This window comes from Streptomyces cucumeris, from assembly GCF_024295805.1.
Classification (GTDB): domain Bacteria; phylum Actinomycetota; class Actinomycetes; order Streptomycetales; family Streptomycetaceae; genus Streptomyces; species Streptomyces cucumeris.
Genome location: NZ_JANCLX010000052.1, coordinates 3,811 through 21,475, shown reverse-complemented (window position 1 = coordinate 21,475; position 17,665 = coordinate 3,811). Strand labels below are relative to the sequence as shown.

General features: G+C 66.6%; 14 protein-coding genes. 8 read left to right on the top strand and 6 right to left on the bottom strand.

Going from position 1 to position 17,665, the window contains the following annotated elements; translation table 11 throughout:
* Nucleotides 1-4 precede the first annotated feature (4 nt).
* From NMK44_RS39565 to NMK44_RS39555, 3 genes are all read right to left on the bottom strand, one after another.
* Complete coding sequence (locus NMK44_RS39565) at nt 5-1,042, bottom strand: SAM-dependent methyltransferase (RefSeq protein WP_254752624.1); 1,038 nt, start codon at nt 1,040-1,042, stop codon at nt 5-7.
* 240 nt (nt 1,043-1,282) lie between these two features.
* Complete coding sequence (locus NMK44_RS39560; RefSeq protein ID WP_254752622.1) at nt 1,283-1,699, bottom strand: hypothetical protein; 417 nt, start codon at nt 1,697-1,699, stop codon at nt 1,283-1,285.
* A 107-nt stretch (nt 1,700-1,806) separates the two neighbouring features.
* Nucleotides 1,807-3,045 (bottom strand): helix-turn-helix domain-containing protein, encoded by a 1,239-nt coding sequence (locus NMK44_RS39555; RefSeq protein ID WP_254752620.1) that lies wholly within the window; start codon nt 3,043-3,045, stop codon nt 1,807-1,809.
* A 1,259-nt stretch (nt 3,046-4,304) separates the two neighbouring features.
* Between NMK44_RS39555 and fxlM the strand changes: the two genes are divergently transcribed.
* From fxlM to NMK44_RS39515, 8 genes are all read left to right on the top strand, one after another.
* A complete protein-coding gene (gene fxlM, locus NMK44_RS39550) occupies nt 4,305-5,528 on the top strand; it encodes a methyltransferase, FxLD system (protein WP_254752618.1) in 1,224 nt (407 codons plus the stop codon).
* Between the two features lie 56 nt (nt 5,529-5,584).
* Nucleotides 5,585-5,842 carry an FxLD family lanthipeptide gene (locus tag NMK44_RS39545; protein WP_308358793.1) on the top strand — a complete coding sequence of 86 codons (258 nt, stop codon included), beginning with the start codon at nt 5,585-5,587 and terminating at the stop codon, nt 5,840-5,842.
* Between the two features lie 25 nt (nt 5,843-5,867).
* Nucleotides 5,868-8,915, top strand: a complete 3,048-nt coding sequence (locus tag NMK44_RS39540; protein WP_254752617.1) for a lantibiotic dehydratase — start codon at nt 5,868-5,870, stop codon at nt 8,913-8,915.
* Complete coding sequence (locus tag NMK44_RS39535) at nt 8,912-10,123, top strand: lanthionine synthetase C family protein (RefSeq protein ID WP_254752615.1); 1,212 nt, start codon at nt 8,912-8,914, stop codon at nt 10,121-10,123. Before NMK44_RS39540 ends, NMK44_RS39535 begins: the two co-directional genes overlap by 4 nt.
* Nucleotides 10,105-11,079 (top strand): thiopeptide-type bacteriocin biosynthesis protein, encoded by a 975-nt coding sequence (locus NMK44_RS39530; RefSeq protein ID WP_254752613.1) that lies wholly within the window; start codon nt 10,105-10,107, stop codon nt 11,077-11,079. The genes NMK44_RS39535 and NMK44_RS39530 overlap by 19 nt, the downstream gene beginning before the upstream one ends.
* Nucleotides 11,076-12,221, top strand: a complete 1,146-nt coding sequence (locus tag NMK44_RS39525; protein WP_254752611.1) for a hypothetical protein — start codon at nt 11,076-11,078, stop codon at nt 12,219-12,221. Before NMK44_RS39530 ends, NMK44_RS39525 begins: the two co-directional genes overlap by 4 nt.
* 1,129 nt (nt 12,222-13,350) lie before the next feature.
* On the top strand, nt 13,351-13,584 hold the full coding sequence (locus NMK44_RS39520; protein WP_254752609.1) for a DUF397 domain-containing protein: 234 nt from the start codon (nt 13,351-13,353) through the stop codon (nt 13,582-13,584).
* A gap of 150 nt (nt 13,585-13,734) precedes the next feature.
* On the top strand, nt 13,735-14,589 hold the full coding sequence (locus NMK44_RS39515; RefSeq protein ID WP_254752662.1) for a helix-turn-helix domain-containing protein: 855 nt from the start codon (nt 13,735-13,737) through the stop codon (nt 14,587-14,589).
* Nucleotides 14,590-14,651: 62 nt separating this feature from the next.
* Here the strand turns inward: NMK44_RS39515 and NMK44_RS39510 are convergent, their stop codons facing one another.
* From NMK44_RS39510 to NMK44_RS39500, 3 genes are all read right to left on the bottom strand, one after another.
* The gene (locus NMK44_RS39510) at nt 14,652-15,470 is read right to left on the bottom strand and encodes an SAM-dependent methyltransferase (protein WP_254752607.1); all 819 of its coding nucleotides are present in this window, start codon (nt 15,468-15,470) and stop codon (nt 14,652-14,654) included.
* Between the two features lie 676 nt (nt 15,471-16,146).
* A complete protein-coding gene (locus NMK44_RS39505) occupies nt 16,147-16,983 on the bottom strand; it encodes a hypothetical protein (RefSeq protein WP_254752605.1) in 837 nt (278 codons plus the stop codon).
* Nucleotides 16,984-17,260: 277 nt separating this feature from the next.
* Nucleotides 17,261-17,521: a hypothetical protein gene (locus NMK44_RS39500; protein WP_254752603.1), complete on the bottom strand. Its 261-nt coding sequence runs from the start codon at nt 17,519-17,521 to the stop codon at nt 17,261-17,263.
* Between the last annotated feature and the right edge of the window lie 144 nt (nt 17,522-17,665).

Sequence of the window (17,665 nt, the reverse complement as noted above, 5' to 3'; positions counted from 1 at the left end):
AGCCTCAACTCGCAGAGCACCCCGACGGCCGGTTCAGGTGCAGCGGTCTCACGCCGCGTGGCACCTGGATCCCAAGGGACCACAAGCGCTTCTCGGGCTGGGCTGGAAAGTCCGGTTTCAGGACACCGGAGGGAAGGGGCACTGGGGTTTCAACTCGCCTGGAGGACATCCCGGCGAGGATTGGCTGGGCAAGAATCTGCAGCCCACAGTCGGCGGCCTTCTGGCCGATGCCGCCGTACACCCAGATCCGCCCGAGCTCTGGTGAGTTGATCTTCTCGTCGGGATGCCAAAGCGGTACCTGCACCACCCCCGGTTCAAGCAGAGTGAAGCCTGCGAACAGCGCCTCGACCTGCTCGCGCGACCGCATCGTCACCCCGACGCTGGATTCGAACTCGTCATAGACCGCTGCACCGAGTGCGGACCTCTCTGGCTGGAAGTCACCGGTGGCGTGCGACAGAACCAGGAAACTTCCGGGTGGCAGCGCGTCACGGAGCGTACCGAAAATGCCAGCAACGTCATCCTTGTCCGGGATGAAATGCGTAATTGCAGACAGCACGAGTGCGGTCGGCTGCTCCCAGTCAAAGATGTCCAATGCCCGTGCCTTTTCGATGATTCCCTGAGGCTCTCGCAAATCACCGTGGGCATATTCCACCTGCCCGGGCTTGCTGCTCGTTAGAAGAGTCTGAGCATGTGTGAGCACGATCGGATCGTTGTCGAAGTAGAGTATGTGGGCATCAGCGATTACGGATTGCGCGACCTGATGCAGGTTGGGTTCTGTGGGAAGCCCTGTACCAACATCTAGGAACTGACGAACACCCAACTTCGCCAGATGGTGCACCGCCCGTCTCATCCATGCGCGGTTCGCCCGAGCGCTATCGATGGCCTCCGGCACCCTCCGGACGACTTCCTCGGCTGCCTTCTGATCGATTTCGTAATGGTCCTTCCCCCCAAGGTAATAGTTATACATCCGCGCAGGGTGGGGCACATCCGTGCGCACGTCAGCCGGGCTGTGAGCGCCATTGAGGGAATCGGTGCTGTTCACAGTGCCTCCGGTCAAGGGATGCGGACATTGATGATGGCGATGTTGGGTTGGGAAGGCTGCGCATGTTTCATCGCCGTTCGGAACTGTGTTGACTGCGGACGGCCAACATTGGGATGCGCAGTCTCGCCGCCGTCGCAAGAGAGGGACGGCATGGCGGTTGATGGTGGTCCGACCCAGACGAAACTTGAGCCGAGGCAGGCTCCTGCAGACTTCATTACTGGGAAGCGTTGGCGGAAACCTTCACCGTTCCCTGCGGGCCTTGGTCAGTGCCTGACGTAGCGGCTCACGCACCGTAAGGACGTGGGGCGCGTTGGGGAGTTTGTGCCAGTGCAAACCAGGTGGGGAGGTCTTGGCCAGGGGAGGTACGAGCACATGGCATGTGCGGCCGAGGGCAACCGTGTCCGGCTCGTTCCAGTTACTGCTTGCGCCCACGGCTACGAGGAAGTAGAGCCGCGGTTCCAGGCTTGTCGGGTGGAGGAATACCGGCCCGACGGGACAGCCTGCTTCCTCAAGTATGTCGATGGCGCGATGACCGACCTCTTCGAACGTGCGTATGACGTCCCACCACTCGCCGACGGGGCGCAGATCAGACTCGGCACCGGTGGGCATCCATCGGGGCGGCTGGGCTGCGGAACCCCGTTTGGCGTCGGACGTCATGACAATGGTCTCCTCACAACTGGCTGTGAGGAGACCATTCCATTGCGCGAGTGGCGTGAGCGGACAGTCTGTCCGCAGGAGTCAATGTCGAAGGACTTGACGTAGTGTCAGGATGTGCTAACGCCTGCCCAGATTCCGAAGGTCGACAGCTCGTTGGTCGGGTGGGTCTCCAGGCGGAGCAGCGCGGATGTGGTTTCGCGTACGGACGGGTGGAACCGTGTGTGGTTCGGCGCTATCTTCCGAGCCCGCCGCAGTTCCTCGAACGCTCCCGCTCGATTGCCCAGGGTGAGCTTGGCTGAGGCCACGTCGATGTGATGGTGACTGGAGCGTTCGCCGACGGTCGTTGCTGGCGGAGTCCATTCCATGCTGCTGTTCGGTGCCCACTCAACCAGCCGGGCGAGGGCCTGCTCGGTGTCACCCATGTCGATCAGTGCATGTACGTCATGGATATGGATGTTCGTGGGCCCGAAGGACATCTCGTACGCAAGAGAATCGCGGTTCCCCGCCATCCGTGCGACTTCTTCAGCTTCGCGCAAGTACGTGTTCGCGCCTTCGGGGTTGTTCCTCCGGGACTCGATCACGGCCAACTTGAGCAGCAGTGCCCCGTCGACCGCTAGAGCATCATCCGTAAACGAATGTTCCGGCTGCATGCGCTCCAGCTCGGTGCGTAGGGACAACAGTTTTCGCCGGGCAGGCGTGTAGGCTCCCTGCCGCAGCATCGCCCCGGCCACCAGGTAGCCGGCAGTGATCTGCAGCAGCGGGTCACCCGCCTGGTCAGCAGCCCAGCGGACCCGCTCCAATGCCGTGTTGGATAGGTCGTGATGGCCCATCTTGTGTGCCAATGAGTTTACCGCTCGATAGACACGGGCCAGCTGCCAGTACGCCTGCCTCTGCTCCCTGTCGCGAGCGCTGAGCGCCACGTGCGTCAGCTCGGAGATGATCAGCGGCAGCAGCGGCCCCATCGGCGCGTAACGGGCATCACGGCGCAGCGCAGCTATCTGGTCCACTTCTGAAGCGAGGACCGGCAGGGGGCGTGGCGCGCTCCCAAGCTCGTCAGGAGTGTCGTAGCACAGTAGTAGACGGCGCAGCTCGGGAATGACGGCATGCACTGTGTCTTCAGCCTCGGGCTCACCGTAGTACGGCTGACCCGTCAGGACTTCTTGACCGAAGCGCAAGGCGTTTGCGAGGGCAGCCACCAGCGCTGGCGTGGCCTTCCGGGCTCCAGACTCCAGTTTCTGGACATAGCTGGGCGAGATGGCAACTTTGTTGGCGAGCTGGGCGGCTGACAGCCCCCGTGTCCTGCGGGCGATGCGCAGGCGATCCCCCAGCGTCAGGCTTTCACTCATCGGCGGTTCATTCCCTTCACGGTGGAGCCACTCCTGATCAGAGTACGGACGATGTCCATCGCTCACGGGCGCGGTCGTCAACTGTTAACGAAATCAGGGGCCTCGAGAGCGGTCTCACAGCATCGTGGCAGGCACCTTGATCGCGACCTCTGGCATGCCAGAACTAGCCAGCGACATGACCGACGTCCCCTCCTACGGCTCCGAAGAAACGCTGTTGCCGCGGGTATGAGATTTCGGGGTACACCGTATTTGTGCGAATCGTCAAGGGAGTTAGAGGCGAAACCTGTGGACAGCTTGTCCGTTCATGGCAGCCGCATCGTGGAATGCTCTCTCGGTGCACCTAGCGCGATCATGCGCGAACGGAAAGTCTCGGTGGGCCCCGACTCAGACGAGAAGAGACTGACGGCGGTCACCGATGCCGTCGGAGGAGGGCCCACGGCCCCTCACAGTGGGCTCCCTCCGCTTGGAAGAGGATTGCCCCGGCCGCGCCCTCGAGTAGTCAGCGGTCGGCCCGCTCAAAATCGCCCGTCTGCCGGCCGGTGTATGACGGACCGGAGGGCGGGCGGGTGCGGAGGCAAAACCCGGCAACCGAACCTGGGACACAGCTCGGTGTCGCACGAAGCGTGGGGGAGGAGCCCACTTCGGCTAGCGGGATGGGAGACGTGCTTCACGAGATCCGCGCAGTCGTCGCGTGATTCAGCAAGGGGAGAGATGCAACGAGTGGATGCGGAGCGCCAGCCGCTACGACCTGCGCGAGGTGTCACTGACATCAGGTGGACGTTGACTCGCCTATGTCTGGCCGGACGGCGAAGTTCGCGAGCAGGACTGGGACGCAGAGCAGCCCCGGGATTGGCAGCCGAAGCGGGCCAGTAAACCGAACCCTGACGGCGGTACAGCGATCTTGGAAGGCCGTTCCAGACCGCCGGGAACGCAGGGGCCTCTGGCGGCGCACGCTTGATTCGCGACCCGGCGTCACCCCGTAGGGACCACCGCCAGGCCAGGGCCAGTGTCCCCGGCCTGATTACCCCGGACAGGTCGAGCGGCTGGGACTCGCGTCACCCGCGCGGGCGAGATCAGCAACAGTTTTCCGTTTCCCTTGCTGGCCTCGCCCGCCCCAGCGGACAACAGCGAACGCACGACGAATGGGCCGATGACAGAAGACTGATTCTCAACCCTGGCCAGAGAACCGCATGGCGCTGCCCATGGGACATCGACATCATCACGGCTTCACGTACACGCACCACGAGGAGACCAGCCACATGGCCGAGCTGCCCGACGAGAACCACGTGACCGAGCTGCGCAACACAGTCGTAGACCAGCTGAAGGAAGGCGGCTGGATCACCTCGCCCGGCGTCGAGGCCGCCATGCGCAGGGTGCCCCGCCACCTGGCCGTCCCCGAGGTGTCTCTCGATGACGCCTACAGCACCTACAACGCCGTGGTCACACAGGAAGACGCTGACGGGGTTCACACCAGCTCGGTGTCCGCACCGCAGATCCAGGCCATGCAGCTGGAACAGGCCGACATCAAGCCGGGCGACCACGTCCTGGAGATCGGCACCAACGGCCCGAACGCCGCCTACATCGCTGAGCTGAGCGGAGCGGCCGGGCAGGTCAGCACCGTCGACATCGATCCGGCCCCCGCTGAGCGGGCCCGCCGGTTCTTGGCCTCGACCGGCTACACGGACGTCAACGTGGTCGTCGCCGACGGCGAGTACGGTGTCCCCGACCATGCCCCCTACGACGCGATCGTGGTGACCGTGGGCGCCTGGGACATTCCCCCCGCCTGGACCGACCAGCTGAAGGAAGGCGGTCGGCTCGTGGTGCCACTGCGCATCAACGGCTTGACCCGCACCTATGCGTTCGTCAAGCAGGACGGTGAGCTGACGGCGACCAGCGCCCACGTGTGTGGGTTCGTCGCGATGCGGGGCGACGGCGCCCACAACGCCCAGCAGTTCACCCTCCCCGGCGATGATGGCGTGACGCTTCGCTTCGATGACGGGGTGCCCGTCGTCCCGCAGCTGCTGACCGGCGCACTGGACACCCGCCGCGTCGAAACCTGGACCGGCGTCACCGTCGCCAGCAACGAGAAGATCGGCACCCTTCAGATGTACGTGGCGACCATGGTCCCTGGGTACTGCAACATGTTCATCGACCCGGACCTGGCCACGGGCAAGATCGGGCCCACCAACCTGAACTTTTCACTGGTCGCGGTCGACGGCCCGAACTTCGCCTACGTCGTGGTGCGCCGCAGCGACGACCGTAAGAGCGCCGAGTTCGGTGTGCACGCGTTCGGCCCTGACGGGGAGGGCGCAGCCCACCGGCTGGCCGACGCCATCCGTACCTGGGGCAAGGACCATCGTGGCGGACCCGACCCCCGTATCGCCGTCTACCCGGCGGGCACTGCTGATGACCGGATCTCCGGCGACCGGATCATCGACAAGCACCACCGCCGGATCTCGATCACCTGGCCGGTCGTCCCGTAACGGAACAGCGGGCCAGGTTGTCCTGCACCATCCCATCCGACAGGGAGAGTGATCACATGACTGCTGCCGTACTCGACATCATGACCGGGGCCGCCGACACCGGTCTGACGGACGACGAGTTCGACCTCGACGTCCAGGTCGTCATCAGCGAGACCGGCGCCGCCGCGTTCAACTGCCCGACCAGCGACGGCTGCGGCGATACCTGCGCCAACGGTGCCAGCTCCGGGTGGCCCGCCATCGCGGCCGCCGCCGCCCAGAGCGCACCGCGCCGGGGCGACAGCCACGCATGGCTGTCGCCCCGGCGGTGCCTGTAGACGCGCTCACCCGTGGGGGAAACCAGTGGCACATGGATTACCCAGCAACTATCAGTGGCAGCCCGCGATTCTGCTGCGGGCGTCGACCGCTCCCCAGCCGATACCCGTCCCCGACCTCGACCCATACGCCGACGACATCGCCACCCAAGGCTGCCGGTGGCTGACCCGCGTCTGGTGCGGCCCCCTGCCTGCCGCTGTGGCCGTCGCCAGCCCGGTCCTGTGCCAGCGGGTCACCGCGATCCTGGATGGCACCCTGACCGACGGCCGTCGCATCCGCCGCGCCGTCCGGTCCGTCGGCGCGTACCTGCTGCGCTGGAACCACCGGCCCACACCGTTCGGGGTGTTCGCAGGAGTCACTCCTGCCCGGCCGGCTCAAGAACCTCACATCGCATGGGGGAGGGGCTACCGCACGCGGCTGCGTCCCGATGCCGAGTGGCTGGCCGACGCCATCACCCAGCTTGAAGCCGACCCCGCGCTGCTCGCCCGGCTGACAGTCGTCGCCAACAACACCGGCCATCCGCGTGGGGACCGCCACGTCGTCACCGGCAAGCCGGCCACCGGACGAACCGGCGGCTACGCCCCCGTGGAGGTGTCCATCCGCCGGACACGGCCCGTGGCCGCCGCTTTGGACGCAGCCCGCACTCCGGTCGGCTACAGCGATCTCCTGGCTGCGCTCGCAGTCCTCTTCCCCGCCGCCCGTGCCGGCCAACTCGAGGGACTTGTCGCCGATCTGGTCGCCCGGCATGTCTTGATCACCAGCTTGTGGCCTCCCATGAACGATGCCGATGCTCTCAGCCACCTGTGCAGCCAGCTCGACCAGGCCGACGCAGCAAACCTGTCAGGCGTCGCCACCCTGGCCGCACAGCTCACCGAGATCTGCGGCCTGATCAACGCGCCCGGCACTGCCGCTCCCTGGGCCGCGGATTCCCGCCTCGTTCAGGCGATGCATGCCGTCAGCGACTGTGCCCCCACCCCGGTGCTGGTCGACGCTGCTCTGGACTGCACCGCCCGCATTCCCGAGGCCGTGCTGACCGAGGCCGCCGAAGCAGCCCATGTCATGGCTCGGCTATCGCCGTACCCTGACGGCTATCCGCAGTGGCGCGACTACCACCAGCGGTTCCTCGACCGGTACGGGCCTGGCACTGCCGTACCCGTCCTGGACCTGACCGCCGACAGTGGACTGGGCTACCCCGCCGGATATCTCGGATCGGAACGCAGCCGCGCCCCCTACCAGTGGACTCGCCGAGACGAGACGATTCTCCGCCTCTTGCAGGAAGCCTCCCTTGCCGACCACACCGAACTCGTCCTCACCCGGGCGCACATCGCCGACCTGACCGCCGACCGCTCCGACCCCGTCCGTACCGCGCCCCGGGCTGAGATCGCCGTAGAGATCCACGCCCCCACGCTGGACGCCGTCCGGCGTGGCGACTACCGACTGCTCGTCACCGGAGCCCCCCGGCCCGGCAGCAGCATGCTCGGACGGTTCGCCCACCTGCTGCTGCCCGACGAGCAGGCCGCGCTCAGCGCCAGCTACACGATGGTCAGCCCCGGTGCGATACCGGCCCAGCTGTCGTTCAGTCCGCGACGGCGCCGCAACGAGAATGTTGCCCGCGTCCCCCAGCTGCTGCCGCACACCATTCCCTTGGCAGAACACCCGACGCCCGGCCCTGGAGCCATTTCCTTGGACGATCTTGCGGTCACCGCCGATGCGGACCGGTTCTACTTGGTGCGCAGGTCGACCGGGCAGCACGTAGAACCTCGTGTGCCCCATGCCCTGGAAGCATCCGTCCACACGCCGCCGCTGGCCCGATTCCTGGCAGAGATCACCACTGCCCGCACCGCCGCCTACAAATCGTTCGCGTTCGGCGCCGCAACGTCCCTGCCGTACTTGCCCCGCGTCCGGTACAAGCGGACCATCCTGCGTCCTGCCCGCTGGCTGCTGTCCGCCGACGAACTGCCCGCCCGCTCCGCGCCGATCACCGAGTGGAACAAGGCCCTCGACCGGTGGCGTCAACGGCTCCACGTCCCCGACCGGTTCGCCCTGGTCGAGAACGATCAGCAACTGCCCATCGACCTGGCTCGGCGCCTGGACCGCGCGCTGCTCCGATCCTGCCTGGACCGCCTCCGCCTGGTCGAGCTGCGCGAAACCCCCACCCTCCAGGACCGGGCCTGGATCGGCCGCCCTCACGAACTCCTCATCCCCCTCGCCCACACGGAGGCCGCCACACCGACCCCAACCCGCACACCCGCCATGCTCACGGTGCCGCACTCCCCGGAACGTTCCGCCGTCCTGCACGCTCGGCTGCACGCCCACCCGCTCCGCTTCAACCAGATCCTCACCGCGCACCTGCCGGACCTGATCGCCCGGTTCCCCCGACCGCCGCGCTGGTGGTTCCACCGGTACCGCGACACCCACCGCCCCGACACCGGCCAGCATCTGGCGCTGTACCTGCACCTGGCCGACCCCGACGACTACGGGCAGGCCGCCGCCCACGCCCACGACTGGGCGGCAGACCTCACCCGGCACCACCTGGCCAGCGGCCTGGAGCTTTCCTCCTATCAGCCGCACACCGGCCACTACGGTCACGGCTCCACACTTGACGCCGCCCACGCGGTGTTCGCGGCTGACTCGGCCGCCGCCGTGGCGCAGATCCGCACCTCCGCCGACGACAGCCCCACGGCGCAGGCCCTGACTGCCGCCAGCATGGTCGACATAGCGGCGCGGTTCACCGGGAGCTGGAAACAGGCAGCCGAGGGGCTGACCCGGACGCTGCTCCGTGAGCCCGGCCCTTTGGATCGCACCCTGACCCGGCGGGCCATCACCCTGACTGACCCCGCCACTCTGGCCGCACTGCCCGCAGGCGACGACATCGCCGCCGCTTGGCGCACCCGTGCTGCCACCCTGACCGCCTACCGCCAGCACCTTGCCCACGGCCAGGACACAGACGCAGTGCTCCGGTCCCTCCTGCACCAGCACCAGATTCGCGCTGTGCCCGCCGACCCCGACCAGCAGCGCATCACCGGCCGGCTCGCCCGATCCTGCGCCCTGCGCCACCACGGCGGTCAGCCATGAGCGCTGCCGACACCATCGCCCACGCCCTGGAGGTCCCAGCCCCGCCGCCAGCGGATCAGCCCTGGCTCAGACAGTCCCTGTCCGACGGCCCGACCGGCACAGCCCTGCTTCACATCGAACGTGCCCACACCGGACACGGCACCTGGCCCCAGGCCCACAACTGGATCAAGGCCGCCACCATGACACCGGTCAGCGCCTCCGACACCAGCGGCCTGTTCCTGGGAGCGCCGGCCGTCGCCTTCACCCTCAGCTGCGCCACTGCCCCGGATTCGGCTCGCTACCGGCAGGCCCTGACCGCCGTCGACCAGCACGTCACCGCCCTCGCACACCGCCGCGTCGACACCGCAATCCACCGATCAGGCAGCGGCGAGCGACCCACCTTCCATGAATACGACGTGTTCTACGGGCTGACTGGGATCGGCGCCTACCTGCTGCGCCGCCACCCGGGCAGCTCCGCGCTGGAACGGGTACTCGCCTACCTCGTCACCCTGACGCGCCCCGTCCACGACGACCGGCTCGGCAGTGTGCCGGGCTGGTGGGTCGGCCACGACCCCAGCTTCACCCACTCCCCAGGATTCCCCAGCGGCCACGCCAACCTGGGCGTGGCACACGGCATCACCGGCCCCCTGCTGCTGATGGCCCGTGCCCTGCGCCACGACGTCACGGTGGACGGCCAGGCAGACGCTATCTACACCGTCCTCGCCTGGCTGGACCAGTGGCGGCAGGAAGGAGCCGCCGGACCCCGGTGGCCCCAGCACCTCACACTCGACGACCTGCGTACTGGCCGCCCCACCCAGTCCGGCCCCGCTCGGCCCAGCTGGTGCTACGGAACCCCCGGCATCGCCCGCGCCGGTCAGACCGCCGCCATCGCCGTCCGCGACGCCACACGGCAGCACGCGTACGAGGAGGCCATGGCCCGCTGCCTGACCGACCCGCGGCAGCTGGCCCGGATAGCCGACACCAGCCTTTGCCACGGGTGGGCAGGCGTCTACCAGACTGCCTGGCGCGCGGCCCGCGACGCCGCCACCCCGGCCCTGCACGCCGCTCTACCGCCCATCGCCGACGCACTGAACCGGCACACCCCGGCCACCGCCGGACGTGATCCCGGACTCCTGCTCGGCGACGCGGGCACAGCCCTGGCTCTGATCACCGCAGCAGGTGATGCTGCCCCGGCTTCCGGATGGGATGCATGCCTGCTGATCGACTGACCACCACCGTCCGGGCCGTCCTGGAGGTCCTCGCGGGAACCTCGCTGGAGACGGCCGCCGCCCGCGCCGGCCTGGAGCCAGCCGACCTGGCCGCCGCCACCGCCGTCTACCAGGACGCCGGACAACAGGCTCTGGCCCGGCAGGCGGGACCGCCCGCGTGGCAGCAGCTGTACATCCAGTTCATCGACTGGGACAAGGCCGAGCAGACAGTCGCCGACCATCTTGTCCCCGTCCTGGACCTGGCCAAAGCTGATGACCGGATCACCGGCTGGTGGTTCATCCGCAAGCATCCGTGTTGGCGGATGCGCATCCTGCCCTCAGCTTCCACGGGACAGACGCCGTCCACCGTCACCGGCGCCCTGGACGAGCTCGCGGCAGCCGGGCTTCTCACCTGGTGGCTCGGCACTTACGAGCCCGAGACAGCAGCGTTCGGCGGTAGCGCCAGCGTGGCCATCGCGCACACCCTGTTCTGCGCCGACAGCCACGCCGTCCTGACCTCGCCCCACGGCACCCTCGGCCGCCGTGAACTGTCCGTCCTGCTGTGTTCCACCCTGATGCGCGCCGCAGCGCTGGAGTGGTACGAGCAAGGCGACGTCTGGCGCCGCGTCACCCGCGACCGTCCCCTCCCCGACGGCACCGACCCCGACAAGGTCCGTGCCCTGGCCCGTCAGCTCACGCCCCTCCTGTCCGCGGACACCAGCCCTACTGCGCCACTGCTTCAGTCCGACCAGACACTCCTGCTTGCCGCCACATGGGTCGCGGCGTTCCGGGATGCGGGCACTGCACTCGGTAATGCCTCCCGAGAGGGAGCCCTTGACCGCGGCCTACGTCATGTCATCGCCTACCACGTGATCTTCCACTGGAACCGGCTCGGACTTGCCGCCCACACCCAAAGTGTCCTGGCCCACGCTGCCTGCACAGCGATCCTCCACCCGACCGAAGGAGCCGGATCGTGACCACCAGCCCGCCGATCCGCCTGCACCCCGCCGCCACCCGGCTCCCCCTGGTCTGCCGCTCCCACCTGTACTACCCCAGCCTGGACGCCCGGATCGAAGAAGTCTCTGCATGCGCCGCCAAGTCGACCCGCGACCTCCCAGCCCCGGACCGGATCAACGCCGCATGCGCCACCTGGAATTTGTCCGCGCTGATCGCATCCGACTGCGGCCTGCCCGGCTACGCAGAAGACCTGTGCCTAAGCCAGCTGCGACTGTTCCAGCAGGCGTGGCCTGTCACCGGCGACACCGCCATCGCCGCACTCCAGCCAATGGTCAACCTGGTCCGCCTGACTGCCCGCAGCGGGAAGAAGAATGCCGCCTACGACCAGCTGACCGCCCTGCACTACGCCGTCCACCACGGCGGCACCGCTACCGCCCGCGGACACACCATCGACCTGACCGGCTTCACCGACGACGCCACCCGCGAGCACATCCGCCCGTGGCTGCGGTTCCTGATGCTGGACGACGGCACCCGCCTGCTGACATCGACCGCCCAGTGGGCCAAGGCCGTCGCACACGCCGCCACCTACGACGACACCCCCAGCCAACTGACCGAGGTCCGCCAGACACGGGCCATCGCCGCCCTGGCCGACGACCACCCCGACCGTGCCGCCCACCTGATCGACTCCGCCACCATCACCGACCCCTGGGAAACCGTCGTCGCCGACATCCTGCGCTACCTCGTCCGCGACACCACGGACAGCACCAGCCCCGGCCACTACGCCACCCTGACCACCACGGCGAAGAACATCTTCGACAAAACGCCTGCCCACACAAGGATGTTCCGGACCCGGCTGGCCCTGACCGTCATTGAGCTGGCGCCGCCTGGCAACACAGCACAAGCCGACTTGCACCGCACCGTTGCCCACGACGCCATCAAGGCCAGGGACTTCTATGCCGCACACGAGATCCTGCGCCGCAGCACCACCCCGACCAGCGACCCCCACCGCACCCACCTGGAAGACATCGTTCGACGCGCCGGCCTCGCAGCGGGCCACCTCCCCGACGGCGCACTGCCCGTCATTGAAGAAGCCACGCGCATCGCAGGGGACAGCCTCACCCGATGCCTCACCCTGGGCGGACATGGGGAACCCACCGTGTGACCGCGCTGACCTCGGCCACCGGCCCCTCCGAACTACCCGGAAGCGCCTGTGAACAGCTCATCGTCTGGAAACACGACATTGCCCCGGCCAGCGGGTTCGCCCGCGCCTGTGCCGGCCGCGGGGCGTCGGTGACCGACCGGCACCGGCACTGGCCGGGCCGTGCTGGTCAGCATGGAGAACGAGGGCGGCCCGGTGTGTGACCGCTCCCGCCTGGGGGATGAGTCCGTGCAGCAGGTCGGCCATGTCCTCGATGCTACTCAGGCCCGCCCGGCCGGGAAGCTCACCGGCTACCTCCGCGACGAGCGTGTGCTCGCCTTCGGTGATGAGGTAGTCGGGGTGGCGGTGGTGCCGAACTCGGCCTCCACTCGGCGTATGCGTCGAGACAGGCCACTTCACGCGATGGTTTTGGGCAGCAGGTTCGTGAACGACCTGGTCGGGTCCAGCCCGCCCGGGTCCGGAACACGGTGGCTGACGGATCAGGATGGGTGAGGAGCACGGTGGCTCTGCTCAGAGTCTGGGCGAGGTTGGCTCGGGGGCCTGGCTCATCGATGTGTCGTAGGGGCTCATGTCGGTGTCCTGTTGGTGAAGGTGGTGATGACGTACCGGTCGAGGGATTCGTCAGTCTCGGCTCGTTGCCGGAGGGTGGGCCGAAGCCGCCCCACCACTCCACCCAGTACGCCGTGCGGGAGATGACCTCGAGTGAGAAGTGCTTCGGCATCCGCGCTTGTGTTTCCTGCCCCAGGGCTTTGGCTGAGGCTCGCTGGCTCTCGGAGGGGAGGGTCTTGCGGGTGGCGATGCCGGTCTTCGGGGACGATGACCAGGTCCTCATTGTCCGGGTACCCGGCATTCGCCGTCGCGGCGACCTTCGTGGAGCTGTCGCCGTTTAACGGTCTGCCCGCCTCCTCGTGGATACCGCGTACGCCTGGTGACGCTGCAGGGGACGACAAGCCGTCAGCCTCCTGCGACACCACGAGTTCAACCCCAGCAGCAGTATAAGTGCACTCTATCGGGGAGCTGTTGCGACCAGAATCCGTCACTACCATTTGCATGAAGTGAGGTGTCACGTCCCACGTGGGAATCGGTCCCCTCGCGCTACGAGAAGAGCGGGTGGATGGAGGAGAGGAAGATCATGAAGATCGCGAACGGAATGCCTGCGGATCGGATCACGGGAGTGACCTGGCAGAAGGGAAGCGCCAGCCTCGGTGATGGAAACTGCGTCGAAGTGGCAGGGCTCCCCGGAGGCGACATTGCGATGCGGAACTCACGATTCCCGGACGGACCCGCACTGGTGTTCACATCGTCTGAGCTGAAGGCGTTCATCGTCGGAGCCAAGGCGACAGAATTCGATCACCTGATCGGATAATATCGGAGCCTGCGTCTTGAATCGTAGGCTTCGTGTTGTGGCGACGGGTATGCGCCCGGCATGCTGTAGGCGTTTCGTCTATTGCTGACCGGAGTTCGCATGCCCGCCGCCCGTCATGTCCAGCAAGGTGGAAGCTCACCTGTGCTTCCCATGCAGTCTTCCGATTCGCAGCCGCCTGCAGGGCGGCTGCTGGGAGAGGAACTCCGACGTCACCGCGAAGCCCGTGGGCTGAGCCTTAAAGAGGCGGCTCATGCCATCCGGGGGTCGACGTCGAAGATGAGCCGCCTTGAGCGTGGTGAGAGCCCACCGAAGCCGAGGGACGTCCACGATCTCGCACGTTTCTATGGGCTCGATGACCGACAGATCCAGTTTCTCGAAGAGTTGCTCGCCCAGACGAACAACAACCAGTGGTACGACCAGTTCGCGGATGTCACACCCGACTATCTAAAGCGCCTGATCCAACTTGAGGGGCAAGCGGACAAGATCACAGTCTTCGAGAATCAGGTAATTCCCGGGCTGCTCCAGATCCGCGACTACGCTGAGGCGCTCGTCCGGCAGGTGATGCGCCATGCTTCCGACGACGAAGTTGCAGGGGTCGTTCGCCTGCGAGAGGCTCGACGGCGCCACGTCGTGGATTCCAGTCGGATCCGCTTCATCGTGTTTCTGGACGAGACGGTTCTCGATCGTCGCCGCGGCAGCGACGAGGTGATGCAGGCGCAGCTGAAATATCTGCTGCAAGTTGCCGAGACAGGCCGGGTTCATGTGCGCTTGATCGAGAAGGACAGTGTGTCACCGCCGTTCCCGATCACCCACCTCACCTTCCCAGACGGGCAACACTCCGAACTGGCTTATATCGAACAGGTCCGCAGCGCCGTCTATGTCACCAGGAAGCGGGCTCTGGACGAATACCGGAAGCTCGTGGACGACCTGCACGAGGTGGCACTGGGAAAGGAGCCAAGCGTGAAAAAGCTGAACGAGGCCATAGAGCGCTACTGCGGACACTGATCGCCCAGTCAAAAGGTCTGCGCCCGATGCCACACCACGACAGACTCCATGGCCCTGAACGGTCAGGTGCGGGCTACGCCGCCCCACTCCACCCAGTCAGTCGGACGCAGATGTTTTGGAGACGGCTCTCCCTCCGGACGCCAGTCGATCACGTCGACGAGTCCTGGAGGCTGGATCTGCATGCCGTCGAAGAAGCGCTCCACTTCACTGGTGCGGCGCACCCTGCCCCACCGCCCGTGGGTCTCCGTCTCCATCAGGGCAGTGACACCGTCTCGTACCTCCGGATTGTCACTGACCAGCTGACAGATGACCATGCAGCTATCGGGCGGCAGCTGTGCTGCGACGCGTTGGACCACTGCGGCAGGATCCCGCTCGTCCTCGGTGTCGGCCAGACAGTGCAGGACGGACACGAACAGTCCCGCCACCGGTTTGCCCCAGTCCAGCACGGTCTTGGCTGCCTCTATGATCCGGTAGGTGTCCCGCATGTCGCTGTCGAGGATGAGTGTCTTGTCATCCTCATCCAGCATCGTCCGTCCGTGAGCCAAGACCATCGGGTCATTGTCAACGTAGACAACTCGCGACTCCGGATTGAGCTGCTGCGCGACCTCGTGCACGTTGTCCTGGGTGGGAAGCCCCGACCCGTGGTCGATGAACTGGGTGATGCCGAATTCCTCGACCAGAACGCGTACGACGCGTCGGAGGAACGCCCGGTTCGTCCGTGCCAGCTGCTGGCTACTGGGAGCGATGCGTAAGAGCCGATGGCAGGCATCGCGATCCGACGCGTAGTTGGCCGAACCTCCCAGGAGCCAGTCGTACATGCGGGCGACGCTGGGCGTATCCATGTCGACGAAGCGAGGTCGCCTTTTCTCCCCGTGGGCCATGCACACTCCTATGGCCCTGATCGAGGGCCAGGTGTATCGGGTGGAGCGGCTCATCCTAGGGGGCACCGACGGCCTGGCCAATCGCTCAATCAGGCTTCCAGCCAGTTGAGTTAGAGGGAGCACCGCGAGGGGAATTAGCGCGGCTGATGGGCAGTGCGTGCGACGTGTGCGCGGGGGGCGTAGAGAGCGTCCGTGAACACCCCGGCCACGCAGCGCGGCAGGGCACACAGTGCGCGGTCGGCTGTTAGTAAGAGGCCGCGAACGGCGTAGTCAGGAAGGCCCATCAGGTCAGCTGCCTCTTCTACCGACAGCCGCAACCGTCGATGGAGCAGCACGACGTCGGCCTGCTTGCCCTCCAGGAGGCAGTGGACCGTCCACCTGTGCCCGGTGCCGCAGTCCGAGAGCTGGTCGGCCTGTTCACTCAGCAAGTTCCAGGCACGTGACGCTGGACAACCACGCAAGGCTGCCTGCCAGCTGTAGCACAAGCTGTCGAATACAGATTCCACGCATCGTACCGCGCGGGTCCAGCTCCCTATCCTGATATGAGCGTAGTTAAGATAGGCGTCATGGTGTAACTGGCGAAATGCAACATATTCGAGCCGGAAGCTGGTTGGCAGACTTGCCCTTGAACCACAACATGGTTCAGAGCACTGTCCGATCCGGGTCATGGTCCCCCTCACCCTTCCGCGCCAAAGGGAATACGCCGCTGCTCCGAGACCCGCAGCGTTCGAAGCTCCTCGGGGCTCACTCCGAAACAGTTGACGAGTCGGCAGAGGGTCGGCCAGTCCGGCTCGACGCCACCGTCGAAGATGGCTGCTGTCTCCTCGAAGGCAAGGCCGGCTTGCTCACTGATGGCCGGCAGCGCAGGAGCTCCCGCCCCGAGACGCGCTCCCCGCAGGACAGTCGACAAGGCCCCGAACTCGTCAGCCGGGGAGAGGCGGACGCTCCCGTGCCAGGCTCGCTCCCACAGCCAGCGGAGTTCACCAGGCTCGCCGCCCAGCAGGTCAGCCAGCGTGTACGTTGTAGGCCAAGGAGCCACCGCCTGACCGTCGAGTGCCATGTACACGGCGGCAAGCGGTACGTCGGCCATCCGCGCCAACTGCTCGATGCTCAGCGGTGAACGTTGTTGCAGCACTTTCAGAGCGCTGCCCAGCATCCGTGCGCGCTCCCGTACCGCAGGCGCGGTCGGCAGGAATCCGTTGTTCGCGATCGGCGCGGTCCAATGTATGGCTGACCGTGGTCGGTGCACGGCGGTGGGTGAAGCGCCGGCGACCAGACGGGCCGCCTTGGGCCCGCCCCAACGAGCCCGGGCAGATGCGCTGCTGATCCCGGCCGCCGCGGCGACTTCATCCCAGGTTGCACCACCGGCGCGGGCAACGGCGGCGAGGGCAACAGTCAGCCGCACGGCGTTGCCCTGAACTTGCGCAGTGAGCTCAAGCACAGATGCCAGCGGGGCCTCGCTGTGCACGAGGGCGAGCAGTTCCTCAGCCTGAATGCCGAGTTCCGTGGCCACGGCGTGGTGGGCATGACCGGCGCTTTGGCCTGCTCGCCGTTCACGGTCCCGCTGCCGCTGAGCCCTGCCCTGGCACAACTTCGTGCAGTAGTCGCGCCGCCGCCCTCGCCGGCTCAACTCAGAGATTGGCTCCTTGCGGAATGCACACAATCGCGGAACTGGTGGTGCGGCCATCGGGATGTCCCTTCACCAGACGGCAGACGTCCTCAGCTGCCGTACTTGGGCAGTGGTTCGAGACGGGCGCCCCGTGACGAGGCGCCCGCCATGGGCTCGACAATCAGCTGATCTGGGCCCGCAGGAATCGGATGCTGCTGCTGTGCGACACCCGCAACAAGATCACGATCACGATGACGGGGGGAGCCGCTGGCCACCAGTGGGAAGCCGGAACGGCGTCCGGCCACACCACGAGAGGCACTGCGATGAGGATCAGGAGAATGGCGAGCGCCAGAACGAGACTGGCACGCAGATGAAGGTCGATCACGGACAGAAACCGGGTTTCGCCCGGCTCAGTAGAAGGGATAATGACGTTTGGAGACACCGGGGCACCACTTGACGGCTCCCGGTCGTTTGGCGAGGTCACTGCTTGTCCTCTGTGGTTGGCTCTGACTTGTCTTCTGGCGTGGGCCCGGGGGGGGGGGCCCCCGGCCCCCCCCCCCCCCCCGACCCCAAGGCGCCACACCGG